Annotated in this window: 18 protein-coding genes, 1 pseudogene and 1 riboswitch; of the genes and pseudogenes, 10 read left to right on the plus strand and 9 right to left on the minus strand. The window is 40.3% G+C overall.

The features are described from left to right. Positions 1 to 484: 484 nt before the first annotated feature. From PN471_RS05875 to PN471_RS05895, 5 genes are all read right to left on the minus strand, one after another. The gene (locus PN471_RS05875) at positions 485 to 1,840 is read right to left on the minus strand and encodes a UDP-N-acetylmuramoyl-tripeptide--D-alanyl-D-alanine ligase (protein WP_271776044.1); all 1,356 of its coding nucleotides are present in this window, start codon (positions 1,838 to 1,840) and stop codon (positions 485 to 487) included. 215 nt (positions 1,841 to 2,055) lie between these two features. Next, entirely contained in the window at positions 2,056 to 2,568 is a 513-nt protein-coding gene (locus PN471_RS05880) for a hypothetical protein (protein ID WP_271776045.1), read from the minus strand. Positions 2,569 to 2,688: 120 nt separating this feature from the next. Continuing rightward, positions 2,689 to 4,227, minus strand: coding sequence for a bifunctional aminoglycoside phosphotransferase/ATP-binding protein (locus PN471_RS05885; RefSeq protein WP_271776046.1), 1,539 nt, complete (start codon positions 4,225 to 4,227; stop codon positions 2,689 to 2,691). A 171-nt stretch (positions 4,228 to 4,398) separates the two neighbouring features. Continuing rightward, entirely contained in the window at positions 4,399 to 4,698 is a 300-nt protein-coding gene (gene rplY, locus PN471_RS05890; RefSeq protein ID WP_039204609.1) for a 50S ribosomal protein L25, read from the minus strand. A gap of 126 nt (positions 4,699 to 4,824) precedes the next feature. After that, positions 4,825 to 6,153: an adenylosuccinate synthase gene (locus PN471_RS05895; protein WP_271776047.1), complete on the minus strand. Its 1,329-nt coding sequence runs from the start codon at positions 6,151 to 6,153 to the stop codon at positions 4,825 to 4,827. Between the two features lie 575 nt (positions 6,154 to 6,728). Here PN471_RS05895 and dnaJ point away from each other — a divergent pair. The 4 genes from dnaJ (at position 6,729) to PN471_RS05915 (ending at position 11,135) form a co-directional block, all read left to right on the plus strand. Continuing rightward, a complete protein-coding gene (gene dnaJ / locus PN471_RS05900; protein WP_193895460.1) occupies positions 6,729 to 7,868 on the plus strand; it encodes a molecular chaperone DnaJ in 1,140 nt (379 codons plus the stop codon). After that, positions 7,865 to 8,122 (plus strand): sulfurtransferase TusA family protein, encoded by a 258-nt coding sequence (locus PN471_RS05905; protein WP_271776048.1) that lies wholly within the window; start codon positions 7,865 to 7,867, stop codon positions 8,120 to 8,122. The genes dnaJ and PN471_RS05905 overlap by 4 nt, the downstream gene beginning before the upstream one ends. After that, the gene (gene rsgA, locus PN471_RS05910; protein WP_271776049.1) at positions 8,119 to 9,306 is read left to right on the plus strand and encodes a small ribosomal subunit biogenesis GTPase RsgA; all 1,188 of its coding nucleotides are present in this window, start codon (positions 8,119 to 8,121) and stop codon (positions 9,304 to 9,306) included. Before PN471_RS05905 ends, rsgA begins: the two co-directional genes overlap by 4 nt. Before the next feature lie 236 nt (positions 9,307 to 9,542). Further along, complete coding sequence (locus PN471_RS05915; protein WP_271776050.1) at positions 9,543 to 11,135, plus strand: glycoside hydrolase family 57 protein; 1,593 nt, start codon at positions 9,543 to 9,545, stop codon at positions 11,133 to 11,135. Between the two features lie 211 nt (positions 11,136 to 11,346). Here PN471_RS05915 and PN471_RS05920 read toward each other — a convergent pair whose 3' ends face one another. Beyond that, entirely contained in the window at positions 11,347 to 11,574 is a 228-nt protein-coding gene (locus tag PN471_RS05920) for a photosystem II protein, Psb35-related (RefSeq protein ID WP_193895468.1), read from the minus strand. A gap of 620 nt (positions 11,575 to 12,194) precedes the next feature. Continuing rightward, on the minus strand, positions 12,195 to 13,616 hold the full coding sequence (locus PN471_RS05925) for an NADP-dependent isocitrate dehydrogenase (protein WP_271776051.1): 1,422 nt from the start codon (positions 13,614 to 13,616) through the stop codon (positions 12,195 to 12,197). A 353-nt stretch (positions 13,617 to 13,969) separates the two neighbouring features. Here PN471_RS05925 and PN471_RS05930 point away from each other — a divergent pair, with 353 nt between their 5' ends. Next, the gene (locus PN471_RS05930) at positions 13,970 to 14,686 is read left to right on the plus strand and encodes a GUN4 domain-containing protein (RefSeq protein ID WP_271776052.1); all 717 of its coding nucleotides are present in this window, start codon (positions 13,970 to 13,972) and stop codon (positions 14,684 to 14,686) included. A gap of 53 nt (positions 14,687 to 14,739) precedes the next feature. Here the strand turns inward: PN471_RS05930 and PN471_RS05935 are convergent, their stop codons facing one another. Both PN471_RS05935 and PN471_RS05940 read right to left on the minus strand, forming a co-directional pair. After that, entirely contained in the window at positions 14,740 to 15,075 is a 336-nt protein-coding gene (locus PN471_RS05935) for a XisI protein (RefSeq protein WP_271776053.1), read from the minus strand. Continuing rightward, complete coding sequence (locus PN471_RS05940; RefSeq protein ID WP_271776054.1) at positions 15,063 to 15,479, minus strand: XisH family protein; 417 nt, start codon at positions 15,477 to 15,479, stop codon at positions 15,063 to 15,065. Before PN471_RS05940 ends, PN471_RS05935 begins: the two co-directional genes overlap by 13 nt. 363 nt (positions 15,480 to 15,842) lie before the next feature. Here PN471_RS05940 and PN471_RS23415 point away from each other — a divergent pair. The 5 genes and pseudogenes from PN471_RS23415 to PN471_RS05965 form a co-directional block, all read left to right on the plus strand. Then, positions 15,843 to 16,076: pseudogene (locus PN471_RS23415) on the plus strand (Swt1 family HEPN domain-containing protein); the annotation flags it as partial. A 108-nt stretch (positions 16,077 to 16,184) separates the two neighbouring features. Further along, on the plus strand, positions 16,185 to 16,925 hold the full coding sequence (gene rnc, locus PN471_RS05950; RefSeq protein ID WP_271776100.1) for a ribonuclease III: 741 nt from the start codon (positions 16,185 to 16,187) through the stop codon (positions 16,923 to 16,925). Between the two features lie 99 nt (positions 16,926 to 17,024). After that, positions 17,025 to 17,220, plus strand: a riboswitch (cyclic di-AMP (ydaO/yuaA leader). Between the two features lie 99 nt (positions 17,221 to 17,319). Beyond that, the gene (ntrB, locus tag PN471_RS05955; protein ID WP_193895483.1) at positions 17,320 to 18,165 is read left to right on the plus strand and encodes a nitrate ABC transporter permease; all 846 of its coding nucleotides are present in this window, start codon (positions 17,320 to 17,322) and stop codon (positions 18,163 to 18,165) included. 97 nt (positions 18,166 to 18,262) lie between these two features. Beyond that, positions 18,263 to 19,705 (plus strand): ABC transporter substrate-binding protein, encoded by a 1,443-nt coding sequence (locus PN471_RS05960; protein ID WP_271776055.1) that lies wholly within the window; start codon positions 18,263 to 18,265, stop codon positions 19,703 to 19,705. Positions 19,706 to 19,722: 17 nt separating this feature from the next. Then, positions 19,723 to 20,559, plus strand: a complete 837-nt coding sequence (locus tag PN471_RS05965; RefSeq protein WP_271776056.1) for an ABC transporter ATP-binding protein — start codon at positions 19,723 to 19,725, stop codon at positions 20,557 to 20,559. The last annotated feature ends 15 nt before the right edge of the window (positions 20,560 to 20,574 follow it).

Here is a 20,574-nt window from a genome sequence, read left to right on the forward strand (position 1 = left end):
CGACTAGAAGTCGCAGCTACACAGACGAAACCCACCTTCGTGGGTTCAAAAGCCTTGATTTTTCGTTAGTCCACGCAGGTGGACTTTGTTTGTGTAGTAGCGATTTCTAATCGCCGGAAACTTTTCAAACATCCTCTTAACTGGAAGAAAGACAGAACCGATACCTACTGAGTCTTGTATGGCTACGCCACGCAAGCTATCAAAAATCAAATAGGAGTCCTATAGTAAGTAGGTGAACACAATAAAATCAAACTGTGAACAGTTACCGTAAAATCGCTGGAAACTTCTTTACTGTTACCTCTTGCCTTGCTATAACGACAATTTTCAACGCCAACCTACTTAGAGATGTCCCATGCAACATCTCTACAAAAGAGTGTGGTTTTCTATGGATTATATTTCCGAGAAAATGCCGACTTAATTAAGTTCGTTTTGTCTAAACTATAGCAAATAGACAACATATTGAAAATACAATTTTCAACTCTTTTTAATTGGTGATTTCTGCCCGTAATTGGTTAACAACTCGATCTAATCCCACCGAATGGGCGGCTTTGAATAATAGGCGATCGCCTGTTTGCATAAATGTTTTTAATCTTGTTACCAAATCAGCATGATTTGTGAAACATTCGCAAGATATATTATCAGCACTATTAGCAATAATTTCCGCATCTTGACCATCAACTAATACCAATAAACTATCCAGATGCAAATTTTTGACCATTTCTCCAACTTTTCGATGAAGTTCTGGGGATCTTTCTCCTAGTTCTTTCATTGCCCCTAAAACCGCAATTTTTCGCTTTCCGGGTGTGTCTGCTAACAACTGCAAAGCTGCTAACATGGCTTCTGGGGCGGCATTATAGGTTTCATCTAAAATCACCACATCATTAGCTAAAGTGAAGCGTTGACTTCTACCTGTCGGCATATTTACCTTAATACCAGATTGTAATAATTGCCAATCAATTTTTAATACCTTGGCTACTGCTAAAGCTGCTAAAAAATTAGTAGCATTATGACGACCGGGTAAAGGTAAAGGTAGATTCTTTCCGGCAACTTCTACAGTTTGATTATCAGTTAATATTCCTTGAATATCGCCACCGGAAAAACCATAACTGATAACTTTACCCTGCCAGAACCTCGCTGCCGTTTCCATTAATAATGGATTATCATAATTAAGAATAGCAATACTATCATTGGGCATGGTTGCTAATAATTCACATTTAGCTTCTGCAATGGCTTGTTCTGAACCAAGTAACTCAATATGCGCCGTGCCTACATTAGTAATTACCCCAATTGTCGGTTTAGCAATTTCTGTCAATTCGGCAATTTGTCCCCTGCCTCGCATCGCCATTTCGATCACAGCAAAGTCATTTTCTCTACCCATTTCTAACAGGGTTCTGGGAACACCTATTTCATTATTAAAATTCCCGTAGGTTTTATGAACTTTGCCTTTTGTGGCTAAAACTGCGGCAATTAATTCTTTAGTTGTGGTTTTCCCGACTGAACCTGTGATGCCAATGACAGGAATAGCAAAGCTTTCGCGCCACCATTTAGCAATTTGTTGATATGCCTTTAAAGTATCTTTAACCCGCAAAACCGGAAAACCGGCATTTTCGTAATGACGATCAACTATTGCAACTATAGCTCCTTGAGCGATCGCTGTGGGTACAAAATCATGTCCGTCAAACTTTTCTCCTCGCAAAGCCAAAAACACTTCCCCTGGTTGCAAAATGCGGGTATCTGTTTGTATCCCAATAGCCAACTGAGCTAAACTAGATACAGATACATTCACAGGTTCAGCTATAAGAACTTCAACTAGTTGAGAGATAGTGATAGAGACTGACATACTGATAAACGATAAGGTATTTTAAAGGTCTTAACCTTATCATTTTTTGTGTCGCGTTGTCATTGAAGATTTATTTTTGTCAATCTACACCACAGATTACTGGACAAATCGCAAGACGGTGAAATTATTGTATAATATTTTTTTGTCTGAAATGGCTAACGCCACGCTTCGCTATCAGACAATTTAATTTTATAATCCTAATTATCAATTGTTAATTACTTTTCCCAAAAGCGAAAATTGAAAGTTGCAGAGTCCCGACGGAAGCGCCGAGTAGGTTTTCTTTTGCGTCTTTTTGCACTTCTTTCACTCGGCTGTTCTGGATTTATTTCTTCCACAATCTCCTCTGATAATTGTGTTTGTAAGGCCTCCTCACTTCTCCACCAACCAATAATCCAACCTCCACCAACTCCAGCGATCGCACCGAATATAATACTCATAGGGGCTGAATAACCGAGGAAAAGGCAGCCCATCATAAAAAACAACCAATATTTTAATCCAGCATCAATGCCATCATTAGAGGCGACAGTAGCAGGTTCAGAATTACTATCATTAACAGATGTGAACCACCCCAAGGTGACACCACCCATAATGGCTATGAATAGACTGAGAGGAACTGAAGCATTAGCAATTCTGGAGATAATAAATAAAAATAATCCAAATAACAGTTGAGAAAGAAAGTTAGGTGAGGAAGAGAAAATATTGCCTAGTAGATTATTTTTTGGTGCCATAATATTAGGAATCAGGAGTAGGGGCGGGGTTTCCCCGCCCAGGAGTCAGGAGAAAACGAGAAAACTGTAATTTTGTTAGGGTAAAGCGCAATGCTAAACCCTAAGTTAACTAGACAAAAATTAAATCAGTTTTGATAATTGCGTGTCTAGCGGTTGAGTTGTATCCACAACTGTTATATAAGGTTGTTCGAGATTTGTAAATGGTTGAGATTGCTTGATTTGGGATGCTAATAAATCAGCGGTTGCATCAGCAATATCACCAGTACGGTTCAGGAGTCGTTCTGTGACAACTTCTAACGGTGCGGTACAGTTGATAATATGTACAGGTAATTGATGCTGTGTAGCTTGAGAAATAGCTGCTTCCCGTAAATCCTGGCGATCATATTTGGCATCTAAAATCACAGACCAACCTTGATTAGCCAGGATAATTCCTAATGCTAATAATCGGCTATAGGTTTTTTGGGTCATTTCTGGTGTGTAGATTTCATCCCCACCTTTTTCTAAGAGGGGAATTCCCGCTAAATGCTTACGCACAGCATCAGAACGGAGATGAACTGCGTTGAGTTTCCGCGCCAAATATTTAGCTGTGGTACTTTTACCAGCACCAGATAAACCCGACATTAAAATCAGTTTTCCCTGTTGGGGTTTAGTATATTCCCAGGCTTGACGATAATATGCAGATGCGGTTTTTACAGATTCTTCTTTGACCCCAGCCGGGATGTTAGGATCATCTAATAAGAAAGAACTTACCTTAGCTCGCACATAGGCTTGACGGCTTAAGTATAAAGGTAATACCTGTAAACCTTCCCAGTCTCCAGTTTGCTCTACGTAGGTATTTAAAAAGGCATTTCCTAAGTCTTTCCGTCCTCTGGCTTCAATATCCATGACTGTAAATGCTACGTCATACATGACATCCACAAAGCGGAAAGGCTCATTGAATTCTATACAATCAAATAGCATAATTTTGTCATGCCAAAGAGCAATATTTCTGAGGTGCAAATCGCCGTGACATTCACGAATATAGTTATTGTCAATTCTGCTTTTAAATAGTTCTGGATGTTGGAGAAAGAAGTTGTCTGTATATTGTTTTGTTTCTTCAAATTGTTCTTTGGTTTGAGGACCACTAATATATTTTTTGGCTTGTTGATAATTCTCATCAATTGCTAATCGGACTTGGGAGACTTCTCCAAAACTGCGAATATAATCGTTTGTTTCGGTGTTTGCATGATATTCAGCTACAACTCGTCCCAATTCTTCTAAGTGACTTTCTGGCAAGTTTCCACTGGCAAAAAGTTCACTAAATAGGGTTTCTTGGGGAAATTGACGCATCTTTACTGCATATTCTACGGCTTCTCCTGTGCCACCTAAATGGTATTGTTCACCTACTAAGGTTACGGGGAGAACTTCTAAATATAATTCAGCTGCACCTCTTTGATTTAGTCGCAGTTCTTTTTGACAAAAATGGTGTCGTTTTTCTAAAGTGGAAAAGTCTAAAAAACCAAAGTTGGCTGGTTTTTTGAGTTTGTAAGCATAATCCCCGGTGAGGAGGACATAGGAAATATGAGTTTGAATTAGTTGAATTGGTTCTGTTACGGGATGAGGATAAAATCCTGGTTGTAACATTTGTAAGATTAAATTCGGGAGATTGGTTTCTGTCATTTTTATTGGTAATTGGTAATTGGTAAACTCAGGTTGTTCCCTGTTCCCCGTTCCCTACTATAAATAATTTTTCCACAAAAAAACCAGGGCTAACCCTGGTTCCCTTCTTTGTTACAGCAGGTTGCGTCCCTAGGAGGTACACAATCTGACTCCTGCTGTATTACCTGAATTTTAGCCTTTAGCGCCAGCAAAAAAACTTAGGTGATAAGGTGTGCCTTTGGCTGGGTGGATCTGAAGTTCGCGGATTACGGTTGTACCAGTCCACTCTAATTCAGGAATGCTGAGTTCTATTTCGGTTTTGTTGGGGGTAACTTGCTTGAGCAAGCGTTCTACAACTTTAGCGTCAAGAACTAGAGCAATTGATTCAATTCCTTTGTGACCATACAAGTTGGCGGGAATTAAGCCTGAACGGCGCAAAGCTCTGGGTTTGCTACCTTCGGGACGGGGTTTAGATTCGAGTGCGATCGCCATATAATTTGTTAATTTGTTGATTGTTAGTTATTCGTTGTCTGTTGTCTGTTGTCAGTTATTTTGCTACTAACCAATGACCAATGACCAATGACCAATGACCAATGACCAATGACCAATGACCAATGACTAAACAGGTGTACCGTTGGGTTGTAACAGTGCGCGTTTGGGACCGTGAATAGGGTCTTCAACAATAATAGTTTGATCACGACTTGCTCCCAAGGAAACAATTGCGATCGGCACTTTCATTAATTCTGCTAAGAATTTCAGATAGTCCAGTGCTTTTTGTGGTAACTCTTCCAGGGTACGACAGTGACTTGTTGAAACTTGCCACCCCGGTACAGTTTTGTAGATGGGACGACAACGAGCGAACTGACGAGCGCTGGTGGGGAAGTCTTCGCAGCGTTCACCATCAATTTCATAAGCCACACAAACATTGATTTCCTCTAGTTCATCGAGAACATCTAGTTTGGTAAGCGCCATACAATCCATCCCATTAATACGGACTGCATAACGCCCGATAACCGCATCAAACCAACCACAGCGACGTTTACGCCCTGTAGTTGTGCCAAATTCTGCACCGCGATCGCCTAGCAAGTTCCCAATTTCGCCATTTAGTTCTGTGGGGAATGGACCTTCTCCCACTCTTGTAGTATACGCTTTGGATACACCAATTACCCGATCTATCATTGTCGGACCTAATCCACTACCAACGCAAGCCCCCCCAGCGACTGGGTTGGAGGATGTGACGTAGGGATAAGTTCCATGATCCAGGTCAAGTAATGTCCCTTGTGCGCCTTCAAACAAAATATTTCGTCGCCGTAAAACTGCATCGTAGATTTTCAACGATGTATCAACGACAAAAGGACGCAAGCGTTCTGCATAACCTAAATACTCCTCAATCACTGCTTGTGGATTCAAGGGCGGTAGATTGTACAGCTTTTCTAAAATGGTATTTTTATAGTTTATCGTCCGTTCCAACTGCTCACGCAGGCCATCGGTGTCCATCAGGTCTAACATCCTGATGCCTGTACGTTCTGATTTATCCGCGTAGGTCGGACCAATGCCTCTACCTGTTGTGCCGATTTTATGATTTCCCCGAACTTCCTCGGATGCCTTGTCAATCATGCGATGATAGGGCATGGTGACATGAGCCGTCTGAGATATCAGCAGATTAGCCGTAGAAATATTTAATTGTTCTAGTTGTTCGAGTTCTTTGATCAAAACCTGTGGATCTATGACTGTGCCACAGCCAATGATACATTCAGTTTTTGGATACAAAATACCAGAGGGGATTAAGTGCAGCTTAAACGTCTGACCTTGGACTACGATTGTATGCCCAGCGTTAACTCCCCCTTGATAACGTACCACCACGTCTGCGGAGCGGCTGAGTAAGTCAGTTATTTTACCTTTTCCTTCATCGCCCCACTGGGCACCTATGACAATGACGTTAGCCAAGAGATTATATTAAAGGGTAAAGTTTCCACAAATTACAATTATTAGCAGATTTCATGTCTTTTGTCAAGAAATTTGTCAACCTGCTAAATATCTGCTCAACAGAGCCATAGAGTAATACCATATACATAACCAAAAGTATAGGTTGGGTTTTCCACATTTAAGAGGACGGTTAGTACCTATAATCAATGGGTGGGTTTTTCCACACTTCAATAGCACAATAATAAAAAGTTAATCAAAAGTATCATCAGCAATAAATGCTATGACTTGATACAAGTTGTGCTTATGAACAGCAGAAAAGTCCCAGACAAAAACCAGGTCTAGGATTAATATGGATAGATTTACTCTTTTTTTTCCAGACGCTTAAGCAAACACCGCAGGTATAGGCTAAAATCATTGTTGTGGACAATAACGCCAAAAAATAATAATTATTCACAAAAATTAAAAAAGAGCATGACTAACGCTAATCCACGCTATTTGCACTCCTAAATGTCTGTATTCTTGTTAAAGTGTTACCTTGAACCTATTGGCTAGTATCTTCTGTACTTCTGCTCCCTTCTAAATTTTAACCTTGCTATATGGCCCGAGACTATTATGAAACCCTGGGTGTCTCTCGTGACGCCGACAAAGAAGAGATTAAACAGGCTTATCGCCGCCTAGCCCGAAAGTATCACCCAGATGTAAATAAAGAATCTGGGGCTGAGGAACGATTTAAGGAAATTAACCGCGCTTACGAAGTGCTATCCGAGCCAGAAGTTCGCGCTCGTTACGACCGCTTTGGTGAAGCAGGTGTTTCTGGTGCTGCTGGGGCTGGGGCTGGTTTCCAAGATATGGGTGACATGGGTGGTTTTGCCGATATCTTTGAAAGCATTTTCAGCGGCTTTGCCGGCGGTCCAGGTGGACAACCCCAACAGAGACGGCGCAGTGGACCAGTCCGAGGCGATGATCTGCGCTTAGACCTGAAATTAGATTTTCGGGAAGCGGTATTTGGTGGAGAAAAGGAAATTCGGATTTCCCATTTAGAAACCTGTGAAGTTTGTAGTGGTTCTGGGGCTAAATCAGGAACTCGTCCCCGGACTTGTAGCACCTGTAGCGGTTCCGGTCAAGTTAGACGGGTAACGAGAACTCCTTTTGGTAGCTTTACCCAAGTATCAACTTGTCCCACCTGTGATGGCACAGGAACGGTGGTGGAAGATAAATGTGATGCTTGTGATGGTAAGGGCGCAAATCAGGTAACAAAGAAACTGAAAATTAATGTTCCTGCTGGTGTGGACAATGGCACAAGACTACGGATTTCCCAGGAGGGAGATGCGGGTCAACGGAACGGTCCTCCAGGTGATTTATACGTTTATTTGTTTGTCAATGAAGATGAAGAATTTCATCGTGAGGGCATTAATATTAACTCGGAAATTAAAATTAGCTACTTGCAAGCGATTTTAGGTTGTCGGTTAGAGGTAAATACGGTAGATGGACTGGTGGAATTAATTATTCCCGCTGGAACTCAACCGAATACAATCATGAAATTAGAAAATCGTGGTGTTCCCCGTCTGGGTAATCCTGTGAGTCGCGGTGATCATCTGTTGACGGTGTTAATTGATATTCCTACGAAAATCATCCCAGAGGAGCGAGAACTACTGGAGAAACTGGCTAAAATTAAGGGAGACAGAACTGGTAAGGGTGGTTTAGAAGGATTCTTAGGAGGCTTATTTAAATCATGAGTGGGTCTTCTGTATTCACCCCTGACGCTCAACTCGATTTACGTGGTACTCCTTGCCCGATTAATTTTGTGCGGACAAAACTATTTCTGGAAAAGATGCCTCCTGGCGATTTGTTGGAAGTCTGGTTAGATCCGGGTGAACCGATAGAACAAGTTCCTGATAGTCTAACAATGGCTGGTTATCAAGTGGAACAAATTACAGATTGTACTGGCTATTTTTCCCTGGTTATCCGTCGTCCGGTTGCTGTGGCATGACAGGGGAAAATATTTCTACTAAACAGTTATTGGGTACGGTGTTAGCTGTACAGGCGAATTTTTATCGAGTACAGATGGATGAAGTAGAAGAAGTCAGGAGTTCAGAAATAATAGTAGAACGTTCTTCTTCCCCTTCTTCGCTGTCACCTGTTCCCTGTTACCTGTCACCTTCTTCGCTGTCACCTGTTCCCTGTTACCTGTCACCTTCTTCCACTATTCTCCTCTGCACAAGAAGGACGCGCTTAAAAAAGATTGGTCAGCAGGTGATGGTGGGCGATCGCGTAGTTGTTGAAGAACCCGATTGGGCTGGGGGACGGGGGGCTGTGGGTGAGGTTTTACCGCGTCATAGTCAATTAAATCGCCCAGCGATCGCTAATGTCAATCAAATTCTCCTGGTTTTTGCAGTGGCTGACCCGCCGTTAGAACCTATTCAATTGAGTAGATTTTTAATTAAGGCTGAGTCTACAGGGGTTGATGTGCTGTTATGTTTGAATAAATCTGATTTAGTTTCTCCAGCAGAAAAACAGCAAATAAGCGATCGCTTATTTGCTTGGGGTTATCAACCTTTATTTATTAGCGTTCAAAATAGCATTAATATTGACCAAATAGCTGAATATTTGCAGGATAAAATTACTGTGATTGCTGGACCTTCTGGTGTGGGGAAATCCAGCTTGATTAATAGTTTGATTCCTGATATCAACCTGCGAGTGGGGGAAGTTTCCGGTAAATTAGCCCGCGGTCGCCATACTACCCGTCATGTAGAATTATTTGAACTGCCTAAAGGTGGATTATTAGCAGATACTCCCGGTTTTAATCAACCAGATTTAGATTGTAGTCCCGAAGAATTAATTCACTATTTCCCAGAAGCAAGAGTTCGCCTAGCTGCGGCTCATTGTCGCTTTAGTGATTGTATCCATAAAGATGAACCAGACTGTGCTGTGAGTGGCGACTGGGAACGATATCAGCATTATTTAGAATTTTTGGATGATGCGATCGCTCATCAAACCCATCTTAACCAACAAGCCGACCCCGAATCAAGTCTGAAATTAATATCTAAAGGTAAAGGTCAAAGTCAGTACGAACCCAAGCTGGAAAGTAAAAAATACCGCCGAATTTCCCGTAAAACTCAATTACAGGACTTGCAGAATTTGTATCAAGATAGTGAGGAAGAAGGTGACAGGTGACAGGTGACAGGTGACAGGTTACAGGTGACAGGTTACAGGAGAAATTTCTATCTTCTTTCTTCCTCCTGACTCCTTCTTTCTCCGAACTCCGTTCGCGTAGCGTCTCTGAAGGAGAAACTCGGAACTCCTGAACTCCTGACTTCTAATAAAATGATCCATATAGTCTTAAAATATTCTTAATTTCCCCACACAGACTTTTTTGTCTGTAACCTGCAAATACCACACAGAAAAATATTATGGCTATAGGCTACGTCGCGCTTGTACTTCATGCACATCTGCCCTTCGTTCGTCACCCCGGAAGTGACTATGTGCTAGAAGAAGAATGGCTATATGAAGCAATTACTGAAACTTACATTCCTTTATTAAAAGTATTTGAGGGATTAAAACGAGACGGAGTTGATTTTAAACTCACCATGAGTATGACTCCGCCTTTGATTTCTATGCTTCGTGATCCTTTGTTGCAGGAACGCTATGATGCTCACTTAGCTCAATTGGAAGAGCTTATAGAACTAGAATCCGAACGCAATGTCCATAATGGTCATATTCGATATTTAGCAGAACATTATGCAACTGAGTTTAATGAAGCGCGGGAGTTATGGGAACATTATGACGGTGATTTAGTTACAGCATTTAAACAGTTCCAAGATAGTAATAACTTAGAAATTATTACCTGCGGTGCTACTCACGGCTACTTACCATTAATGAAAATGTATCCCCAAGCTGTGTGGGCGCAAATTCAGGTAGCTTGTGAACATTACGAAGAAACTTTTGGACAACCCCCTAGAGGGATTTGGTTGCCAGAATGTGCCTATTATGAAGGCGTGGAAAGAATGCTGGCGGATGCTGGTTTACGTTATTTCCTCACTGATGGTCATGGTATTTTATACGCTCGTCCCCGTCCTCGTTTCGGTAGTTATGCCCCAATTTTTACAGAACCTGGTGTAGCGGCTTTTGGTCGAGATCATGAATCTTCTCAGCAAGTATGGTCTTCTGAGGTAGGTTATCCTGGTGCAGCCGAATATCGGGAATTTTATAAAGACCTGGGTTGGGAAGCTGAATATGAATATATTAAGCCCTATATCATGCCTAATGGTCAGCGTAAAAATACTGGCATTAAATATCATAAAATTACTGGACGTGGCTTAGGTCTTGCGGATAAAGCTCTATATGATCCTTACTGGGCAAGGGAAAAAGCGGCAGAACATGCTGCCAACTTCATGTATAATCGTGAGCAGCAAACTGGGCATTTACACAATATGATGGGTCGGTCACCAATTATTGTTTCTCCCTATGATGCGGAGTTGTTTGGTCATTGGTGGTATGAAGGTCCTTGGTTCATTGATTACCTGTTTCGGAAGTCATGGTATGACCAAAAAACTTATGAAATGACCCATTTAGCCGATTATCTACGAGCTAATCCGAATCAGCAGGTATGTCGTCCGGCTCAGTCGAGTTGGGGCTTTAAGGGTTTCCATGAATATTGGTTGAATGATACCAATGCTTGGGTTTACCCACACTTACACAAAGCTGCGGAACGGATGATTGAAATTTCTCAAATTGAAGCGGAAGATGAGTTACAGGAAAAAGCACTTAACCAAGCCGCGCGAGAATTGTTACTAGCACAATCTTCTGACTGGGCGTTTATTATGCGGACAGGAACAATGGTTCCCTATGCAGTGAGAAGAACAAGGTCACATTTAATGCGGTTTAATAAACTATATGAAGATGTGAAAGTGGGTAAAGTTGATAGTGGTTGGCTGGAAAAAGTCGAATCAATGGATAATATTTTCCCCAATATCAATTATCGCGTTTATCGTCCAGCATTTTAATTACAGCAGGAGTCAGGAGTCAGGAGTCAGGAGTGAGAAAGAAGGAAGAAGAACGAAGAAGTAAAACCAGTGTGACACTTGATAGCGTAGCAGTAGCCATTTTTTTGGTTTAAATTTCGGACTTCATTTACCGGATCTAAAAAAAGCAAAACCCCCATAATTGTGACTGGGGGTTATTTTTATATACATCTTGTCAAATTGCTACTAAATACTATTGGGGTAAATTACGGCTGTTGTAGGCATCAATAGCATAGGCGGGTGTGCGTTGGGTATAGTCTATATCTACTCCAGTAATAGATTTAGCCAAAGCTGCAAATTTGTCAGAAGCCCAGTTACGTTCGTGAATGGGTTTGCTTTGTTCACCCATGAAGTAAGCGAGAGAACCGATAACGGAAACTGCTACCCAGCCAACAACCAATAGAGAAATTAAAATAGCCATTCGAGAACCTCGTTTTTTACTTTTGTAACCTTATGTGAATAAACATAACAGATTGTTAACAGAGCTTGCAAATTATTTTCTGGTGTGTATGCCCATCAAAGAGGTGAGGTATTCCTCACTGTGATAATTTTGTAACAAACCGCACTAATACAAGAAATGGTGAGAAAATCATGTGGGCATTCCCGAGATGGGAAAGCAGGTATTTGTAGCAATACCTCTAAGATACAAGGTTGGGTTGTGGAACGTAAACGTTCGCGAAGCAATAGCATGAAATCCAACAAATGCGTTGGGTTAAGCGACAGCGCAACCCAACAAAGCAGAAAATGGACAAGGTATTGACCTTTAATCCTGATTTAAAGAATTTTCAACCCGCTATATATGCGCAGACAGATTTCTAGACATAACATCATCGTACCCAAAACTCGGAACACTGTCAAGCCCCCTGGCTGAAATCACCAAAAATCGTTAAATTATTGATAAAATTCTCAATAATAATGAGAATAGACCCTAATAATTGAGAAAGTTCTTTCTTCCAAAAATACCATACAAATAACTTATATCCCAATCAAATTACAATATCCCCGACTTATTTAAGAAATCGGGGATCTAAATACCGGAAATTAACCGAAATGTTTGATAATCGCCTCAGCAAATTCAGAACACTTTAATGGTTGTACAGGTGGTTCCATTAACCGCGCTAAGTCATAAGTAACTTGACCATTAGCGATCGCATCACCTAAGCCTTTTTTAATTAAATCTGCGGCTTCTTGCCAACCCATATATTCCAGCATCATCACACCGGAAAGAATCACCGAACCGGGGTTAATTCTGTCTAAGCCCGCGTGTTTTGGTGCTGTCCCATGAGTAGCTTCAAAAATCGCACAGGAATCGCCAATATTTGCCCCTGGACCCATACCTAAACCGCCAACAATAGCAGCAGCAGCATCGGATAAATAATCACCGTTCAGGTTCATTGTCGCCAGAATAGAATACTCATCTGGTCGAGTTTGAATTTGTTGGAAGATACTATCAGCAATGCGATCATTGACCATGATTTTCTCTTTCCATTTACCATTTCCGTGACTGTCCCAAATTGTATTCAGAACCATTTCCACTTCCTTGACAATTTGCGCTTTTTTCTCTGGAGTCAAAGAATCAAAACCAGGATCAATTTCATGGGCATTTTCTTCTGAAGAAATATGGGGATTTTTTTCCTTATTACCCAAAATCCAAGATTCCCGTTCTGTCACGCACTCTTGACGAAATTCGCTGGTTGCTAATTCATAACCCCAATCCCGGAAAGCGCCTTCTGTGTATTTCATGATATTGCCTTTATGCACCAAGGTGACTTGTTGCTTATTTTTGGGCAATAACAAAGCGTGTTTAATTGCACGTCTCACCAAACGCTGAGAACCGGTTTTGCTGATAGGTTTAATACCGATACCAGCATCTAGAGGAATTTGCTTTTTACCATGTTCTGGGGTGGCGGGTATCAATTCCTCATTCAAGAATTTTATCAGGCGATCGCCAATGGAACTACCTTGCTTCCACTCAATCCCCAAATAAATATCTTCCGTATTTTCCCGATAAACAATCACATCCAATTTTTCAGGAGTTTTGTGGGGAGAAGGTGTTCCAGCGTAATATCGGCAAGGACGCACACACGTATAAAGATCAAAAATTTGGCGTAATGCCACATTTAAAGACCGAATCCCCCCACCAACAGGAGTAGTCAAAGGACCCTTAATGGCTATGCCATATTCTTTAATCGCCGTCAATGTATCCTGGGGCAAATACTGGTATGTTCCGTATAGATCACAGGCTTCATCACCAGCATAAACCCGAAACCAGCTAATTTTTCTTTTACCTTTGTATGCCTTAGCGATCGCTGCATCCAGCACCTTTTCCGTCGCCGGCCAAATATCTATCCCCGTACCATCACCGCGAATAAAAGGAATAATCGGGTTTTCAGGAACAACCGGTTCACCATTTTTGAAGGTAATTTTCGCACCAGTGGTGGGAGGAGTAATCTTTTCGTACATAATTCACACATTCCAAATAGAAGAAATTCACCGAGTAGGGGCGGGGTTTCCCCGCCCAATGGGGTTTCCCCGCCCAATGGGGTTTCCCCGCCCAATGGGGTTTCCCCGCCCGCAGGAGTTAGAAGTCATAATTACCGTAACCCCTGGATTCTCTGACCCCTTAGCTGATAAAGTATTGTTAGTTAGGATTTCGCATCAGCCACCGAGAGTGACTTTTTTAGATAAGCACTCAAAGGCTTTCCAGATTCACCCAAGATCTCTGTAAACTACTTTTCGCTATTCGTCCTTCATTTTGTAGAATGACCGATAGCAATAGATAGTTTATTCACGCTCACGCTAACACGAGTAACAGCATGACAGACCCAATGATTGTATCAGGCACTACAAATGATCTCGACTCCCTCCGCCAAAAGTTAATCGCTGGGTCCGAAAAAGTCCAACAACAAATCATCCCGCAGTTAGCTGACTTGGGTAATGATGGGTTAGATGTGTTGAAGGAATTTTTGCTGAAACGTCGTGATACCCCAGCAACTTGGATTGATGGTAAAGTCTACCAAGTCATCTATAATACTAATGCACCGGCAGATCAAGAATTTCTACAAACTAACTTTCCTGAAGGAATTGTACCTCTAAAATCGGACTGTGGGATCAGTTACAATTCTTTGCAAAAGTTACTTGCCAATCAAGACTTCCAAGCAGCGGATCTTTTGACAATTCAAAAGATGTGTGAAGCCGCAGGTCCCCAAGCAGTACAGAGAAAATGGCTGTACTTTACAGAAGTAGAAAATTTCCCCATTCAAGACTTACGCACCATCAATCAACTCTGGGTAGTTCACTCAGAAGGCAAATTTGGCTTTTCCGTACAGCGCGAAATTTGGTTAGGTTTAAGTAAAAATTGGGTCAACCTGTGGCCAAAAATTGGCTGGAAGGATGGTAACAACTGGACAAGATACCCCAACGGATTCACCTGGAATTTAAGCGCTCCTAGAGGTCATTTACCCCTCTCTAATCAACTACGTGGAGTGCGAGTCATGTCTTCCTTATTGTCTCATCCTGCTTGGACTAAGTAGTTAGATAGTTAGATCCCCGACTTCTTTAAGAAGTCGGGGATCTGAAATTGCAATTAACCCACTGCAAAACCTGTGTATTGTCTCATCAAAGGCTCATGAAAAGCTAAAACAATATCTTCTTTTGGTACACCTAATTTAACCAATTCATCTGCTATACCAATTTCCGTTCCATCATGTTGTATCCAAATCTTGTCGTTTTTAATATCAAGATGTAAAACACAGCCATGCTGTCTGCGTCTGTTTTTCCAACCAACATACATTAACTGATAATGATTACCAACAGGATCAAAAATCAGTTGTTGCTCAATCTCATCTTTCTTTGAACCTATTTGAGCATACTCTCTGATAACTTGTTGAACATAATTTTGATATTGCTTTAGTTTTTCCATTCTACAATTGCCTCCTGAATCGGATCATAAACAATGATTTTAAGTTGATAATGTTCGACAACTGTTTTGATAAATTGCAATTGAAAGAAAGCGTGATAAACACCCAAAGGAACAGCCAAATATAAAACTCTTTCTGATTCTTTTTGTTCTAATGCAAAACGATAATTAAAAAACTGTCCAACTGCTGTATGAAATTGAGAAATACTAGATGTACCAGTGAAACTCTTAATTTCCACTGCTATTTTTTCTCCAGTTCTTTCAGCAGCTAGAATTTCCTCAGCCCCAAGATCAATATACATTTCCACATCACCAACTTCAATCCTCAAAGGATCATCCGTGATTACCCAACCCTCTTTTTCTAATCCTTTCCTCACAGCATCATGAAAAATATCTTTAGCTGGCATTGGTTTAAAATTTAGTCTTTTTATATATTATTGTATTTTACTATATCTAAGTTGAAATTTATTTCTTAGTATTTTGTAGATAAATAAAACACACATCTTAATATTATTGTATGTGTACTTTACTCACTACTATATACTTAATCAAGACAAAATAAGATATATTGTACTTACTTAAACAATCTGCTAATTAATCTTAGGTGATTTTACGAATTTTGATATAGACAATATATTATTAACAATAGTAAAATTATATATATTTGTATAATTTTATTTCAAAGTTCAATGGCCATTAGTAATCACGAGCGAATTAATAGAGCTTTAGCTACTCTATCTCAAGGATTATATTCCTATGTAGAAAAAGAAATGCGAATAGTGCATGGTGATCGTTGGTTAGAAGTTGCAAAATCTTGTATATCTGAGGATCAAACACTTAGACGAAATTTAGAAGACACTTTACAAGAAGATGTTTCAGCTCTACTAAAATTAATTATCAAGCAGTGGGATAATGTTTTCAAGAAAAAACTCAGTAATGCTGAACGTGCTTTAGTCAGTGAGTTAATTGACGTGAGAAATAAATGGGCGCATCAATCAAGGTTTTCCACAGATGATACTTATCGCGCTCTTGATAGTATGACGAGAATTATGAAAGCAATTTCCGCATCTGAACTAGATATTATTGAACAGCAAAAGCAAGATATTTTGAAAATGTTGTCTCCAGAAAAAGCGGAAGAAGCTCGTATTAAAGAAAAACTATCTGATGTACACAAACTTCTGATATTTTCTAACGAAAAACTTTTGCGTCAAGCACTTACCCATCGTTCCTATGTTAACGAAAACCCCGGAGAAGGGGAACATAACGAGCGCTTAGAATTTCTGGGTGATGCCATTTTAAATTTCCTCAGTGGCGAATATCTGTACAAGAAACATAGTCAAAAAGGAGAAGATGAATTAACTCGTCTGCGTTCCGCACTAGTAGAAGAAAAACAACTAGCAAAATTTGCCATAGAAGTAGGTTTAGACTTTAGAATGAGATTAGGAAAAGGGACAATTAGAGATGGGGGTTTTCAAAATCCTAACTTACTCAGTAGTACCTTTGAGGCTGTAATTGGAGCTTATTATTTAGATAATAATCGTAATGTTGAACCACTTCGCGCCATTGTTCAACCATTATTTGATTCTGCCTCAGAACACATTGTTGAAATCCGTTCTAATGTAGATTCCAAAAATCGGTTTCAAGAATGGGTACAGGCTCAAGGTAACACAAATCCTCCCAAATATCTAACAGAACAAATAGGGGGACCCTCTCACGCGCCAGAATTTAGAGCTAAAGTATTAGTAGACGGCAAAGAATACGGTGAAGCTAAAGGAAAGAGTAAAAAAGAAGCCGAAAAAGCTGCGGCTGAAGATGCCTTAGCGAAATTGAAAAAAAGAGGTTTATTAGATTGATAATTAAAGTGAATACAATATCAGTAGTTGAGTAACCATTTTTCTTATCAATACTGATGTTATTACTAGATATCAATGTTATTGTGCTATCATTAATTGCGAGTAAGTCAGCCTAGTCCAGCAAGTAACAATCAACATTGCTGGAACGGAGGAACCAAATTGTGGGGCGTGTTTTTGTCTTGATGAATTGAATTATTTGAGATTAATAACTCAAAAAAATCGAAAATTTAGCAAAAAAGGGTATCTCTCAACCCTAGCCCGTCAGCTAACTTCGTAGGCATTGAGAGGAGACTGAAGAGACAGAATTTTAATTATGTTCTGATCTCATCAGTGTCCAAGGTTGGTACTAGTTAATATTTGCGTACCCAAGCTTAACTCTGCTGAGGTGAAATAAATGATATTGCAACTAAATTTAGCTGCCATTTTTGCAATTGCTGGACAAACTGTTTGGAGAAAAGCCAAACCTATAATTTTTCAAGATACTTTCTTATTTCCCGCATTAGGTTGTTTAGGAATTATTTTGTTGTGGTGGGTGGTAGCACTAGCTAATCATGAATTAATGCCCACACCACCAGAAGCTTTAATTGCTAATTGGGACTATATCTTACATCCATTTTATGAAAGAGGTCCAGGTGATTTAGGCATTGGTTGGCTATTATTAGCAAGTTTACGGCGGGTCATATTAGGATTCGGTTTAGGGGCATTAGTCGCCATTCCCTTGGGATTTTTGATCGGAATGTCTAGACCGGCAATGCTGGCTTTTAATCCCATTATTCAGATTTTTAAACCTGTATCACCATTGGCTTGGTTGCCGATTTCTTTATCTTTGTTCAATTTAGCAGATCCTTCTGCTATTTTCGTGATTTTTATTACCTCGCTGTGGCCAACTATTATTAATACAGCATTGGGGGTTTCTAGTGTACCCAAAGATTACTTAGATGTAGCACAAGTTTTAGAAATGCCTCGTTGGCGACAGATTACTAAAATTATTTTACCTGCTAGTTTGCCTTATATTTTTACAGGTTTGAGAATTAGTTTAGGCATTGCTTGGTTGGTCATTGTCGCTGTGGAAATGCTCACTGGGGGTATAGGAATAGGATTTTTTGTTTGGGATGAATGGAGTCGTTTAAATCTCAGTTCTGTCTTTTTGGCTGTGTTTATAATTGGTATAACTGGGTTGGTTTTAGATTACGGTGTGGGCAAAATTCAAGAGTTAGTTACTCACCGTCCTGGAAGTTGATGATTTTATCGGGCTTCGCCCCGCTTCGCTAACACGCTTCAGGCGCAGAGGCGCAGAGAGGATGAAAAAAATTTTTCAAATATAATTATCAATTACTATGAGTGAAAATCATTTAAATCGCAGAGATTTTATTGCAGGAATAGGGGCGACAACTGCGGGAATAATATTATCATCCTGTGCTGTTTCGGGAGATAGGTTTGCTAAGGGACTCACAGAAGAAGCTTTAGCGGTGACACCCGTAGTTAAATCCCAAGATTTAGAGAAACCGGACATTACTGTGGGTTATGTTCCTGTTAATGATTGTGCGCCATTTGCGATCGCTTGGAAAAAAGGATTTTTCCGCAAATATGGCTTAAATGTTATACTCAACCGCGAAGCCAGTTGGGCTACCTCCCGTGACGGCTTAATTTTCGGTCGTCTCGACGCTTCCCCCGTCGTCTCCGGTGCTGTTACCAACGCTAGAATAGGTGCAGAAGGTGCGCGTCATGCCCCCTTATGTGCAGCAATGACAATCCACCGACATGGTAACGCCATGACCATGAATAGGGATATGTGGGACTATGGCATCCGTCCTTGGTACGAATATCAACAAAAATACGGTGATGGGGCTTTAGAAGCCTTTGGCAAGGACTTTCGCGGCTATTTTGACAAACAACCCCCAGAAAAGAAAATCTGGGCTGTAGTCCTCAGTTCTGCCATTTATGAATACTTTGCTCGCTATCTTTCCGCTGCTGCGGGTGTTGATCCTCTTAAAGAATTTCGGGTCATCATTGTTCCCCCACCGCAAATGGTAACAAACATGAGAATTGGGGCAATGCAAGCTTACATGGTCGCCGAACCTTGGAATACTAGAGCAATTACAGGTAATGAAGGTATCGGTTTTACCTTCGCCCAAGGTAAGGAAATTTGGCACGGACATCCAGATAGACTCCTGGGTGTAATGGAATCTTTTATTGTTAATTATCCTAAAACTTACCGTTCTTTGGTAAAGGCAATGATTGAAGCTTGTCAATATTGCAGCAAACCTGAAAATCGCCAAGAAATAGCCGAATTACTGACAGAAAGATCATTTACTGGTGCGAAACCTAAAAAGCCCGGTGTTCCTATTACTAAGTTTACTGGACCGGGAATTATTGGCAATTATAATTACGGTGGTTTTGATGGCAAAGACCGCACGATTACAGCAGATGATACCACAATTTTTTATGACCTTCCTAACAATATTCCCCACAAAATTGCAGAACATTCCACATTTTTATGGCGTTCTCGCAGTATTTGGTTAATGACTCAAGCAGCACGATGGGGACAAATCAAAGAAATTCCTAAGAATGCTGAAGAAGTAGCCGCAAAAGGTTGGAGAACCGATTTATATCGAGAGATAGCCGCAGAAATGGGAATTGAATGTCCTAAAGATGATTATAAAGTTGAACCTCCTGAAGCATTTATAGATAAAAAAGGATTTGATCCTAGTGATCCTGTAGGATATCTTCATAGTTTTGATATTCGTGCTAATTCTCCCTCTCAGCTTTTTCTCTCTTAAAAAATAGGTAATTAATTATGGAATATACAACTTTACCACATAATACTACTACAGAAACTTTGCCCCGTAACGGATTTTTAGAAATCGAAAATTTAGTTAAATCCTATCCAACCCAGGACAAAGGAAAATTCACAGTTTTAGATCATGTTAATTTGACCATTAATGAAGATGAATATATTTCTGTAATTGGTCATTCTGGTTGTGGTAAATCCACATTATTAAAAATAATTGGCGGTTTTGAAAAAGCTACATCTGGTTCAGTTCGCTTAGATGGCAAAGAGATTCGTAAACCAGGAGCCGATAGAATGATGGTATTTCAAAATTATTCATTATTACCTTGGTTAACTGTCCGCGAAAATATCCGTTTAGCGGTAGATGAAGTTTTGAAAAATGCTAATCGTGCCGAAAAAATTAGCATTGTTAATGAACATTTAGCAATGGTAAACTTAACCGCAGCCGCAGATAAATATCCTGATGAAATTTCTGGAGGAATGAAACAAAGAGTGGGTATTGCTAGAGCTTTAGCAATTCGTCCTAAAATGTTATTAATGGATGAACCTTTTGGGGCTTTGGATGCCTTAACTCGTGGTAAATTACAACGTCAAGTATTAGATATTTGGGAACATCATCGTCAAGCAGTCATGATGATTACCCATGATGTTGACGAAGCAATCTATATGTCTGACAGAATTATTTTGATGACTAATGGACCATCGGCAAAAATAGGAGAAATTTTAACAGTTCCTTTTGCACATCCTAGAGATAGAATGGCCATGCGGAACTCAACAGAATACTTTGAACTTCGCAATCATGCTCTGAATTTTCTAGATCAGAATTTTACCCCAGAAGAGTAATAATTGGCGTTGCTA

It is taken from the genome of Aphanizomenon sp. CS-733/32 (genome assembly GCF_028330045.1).
GTDB lineage: Bacteria > Cyanobacteriota > Cyanobacteriia > Cyanobacteriales > Nostocaceae > Dolichospermum > Dolichospermum gracile.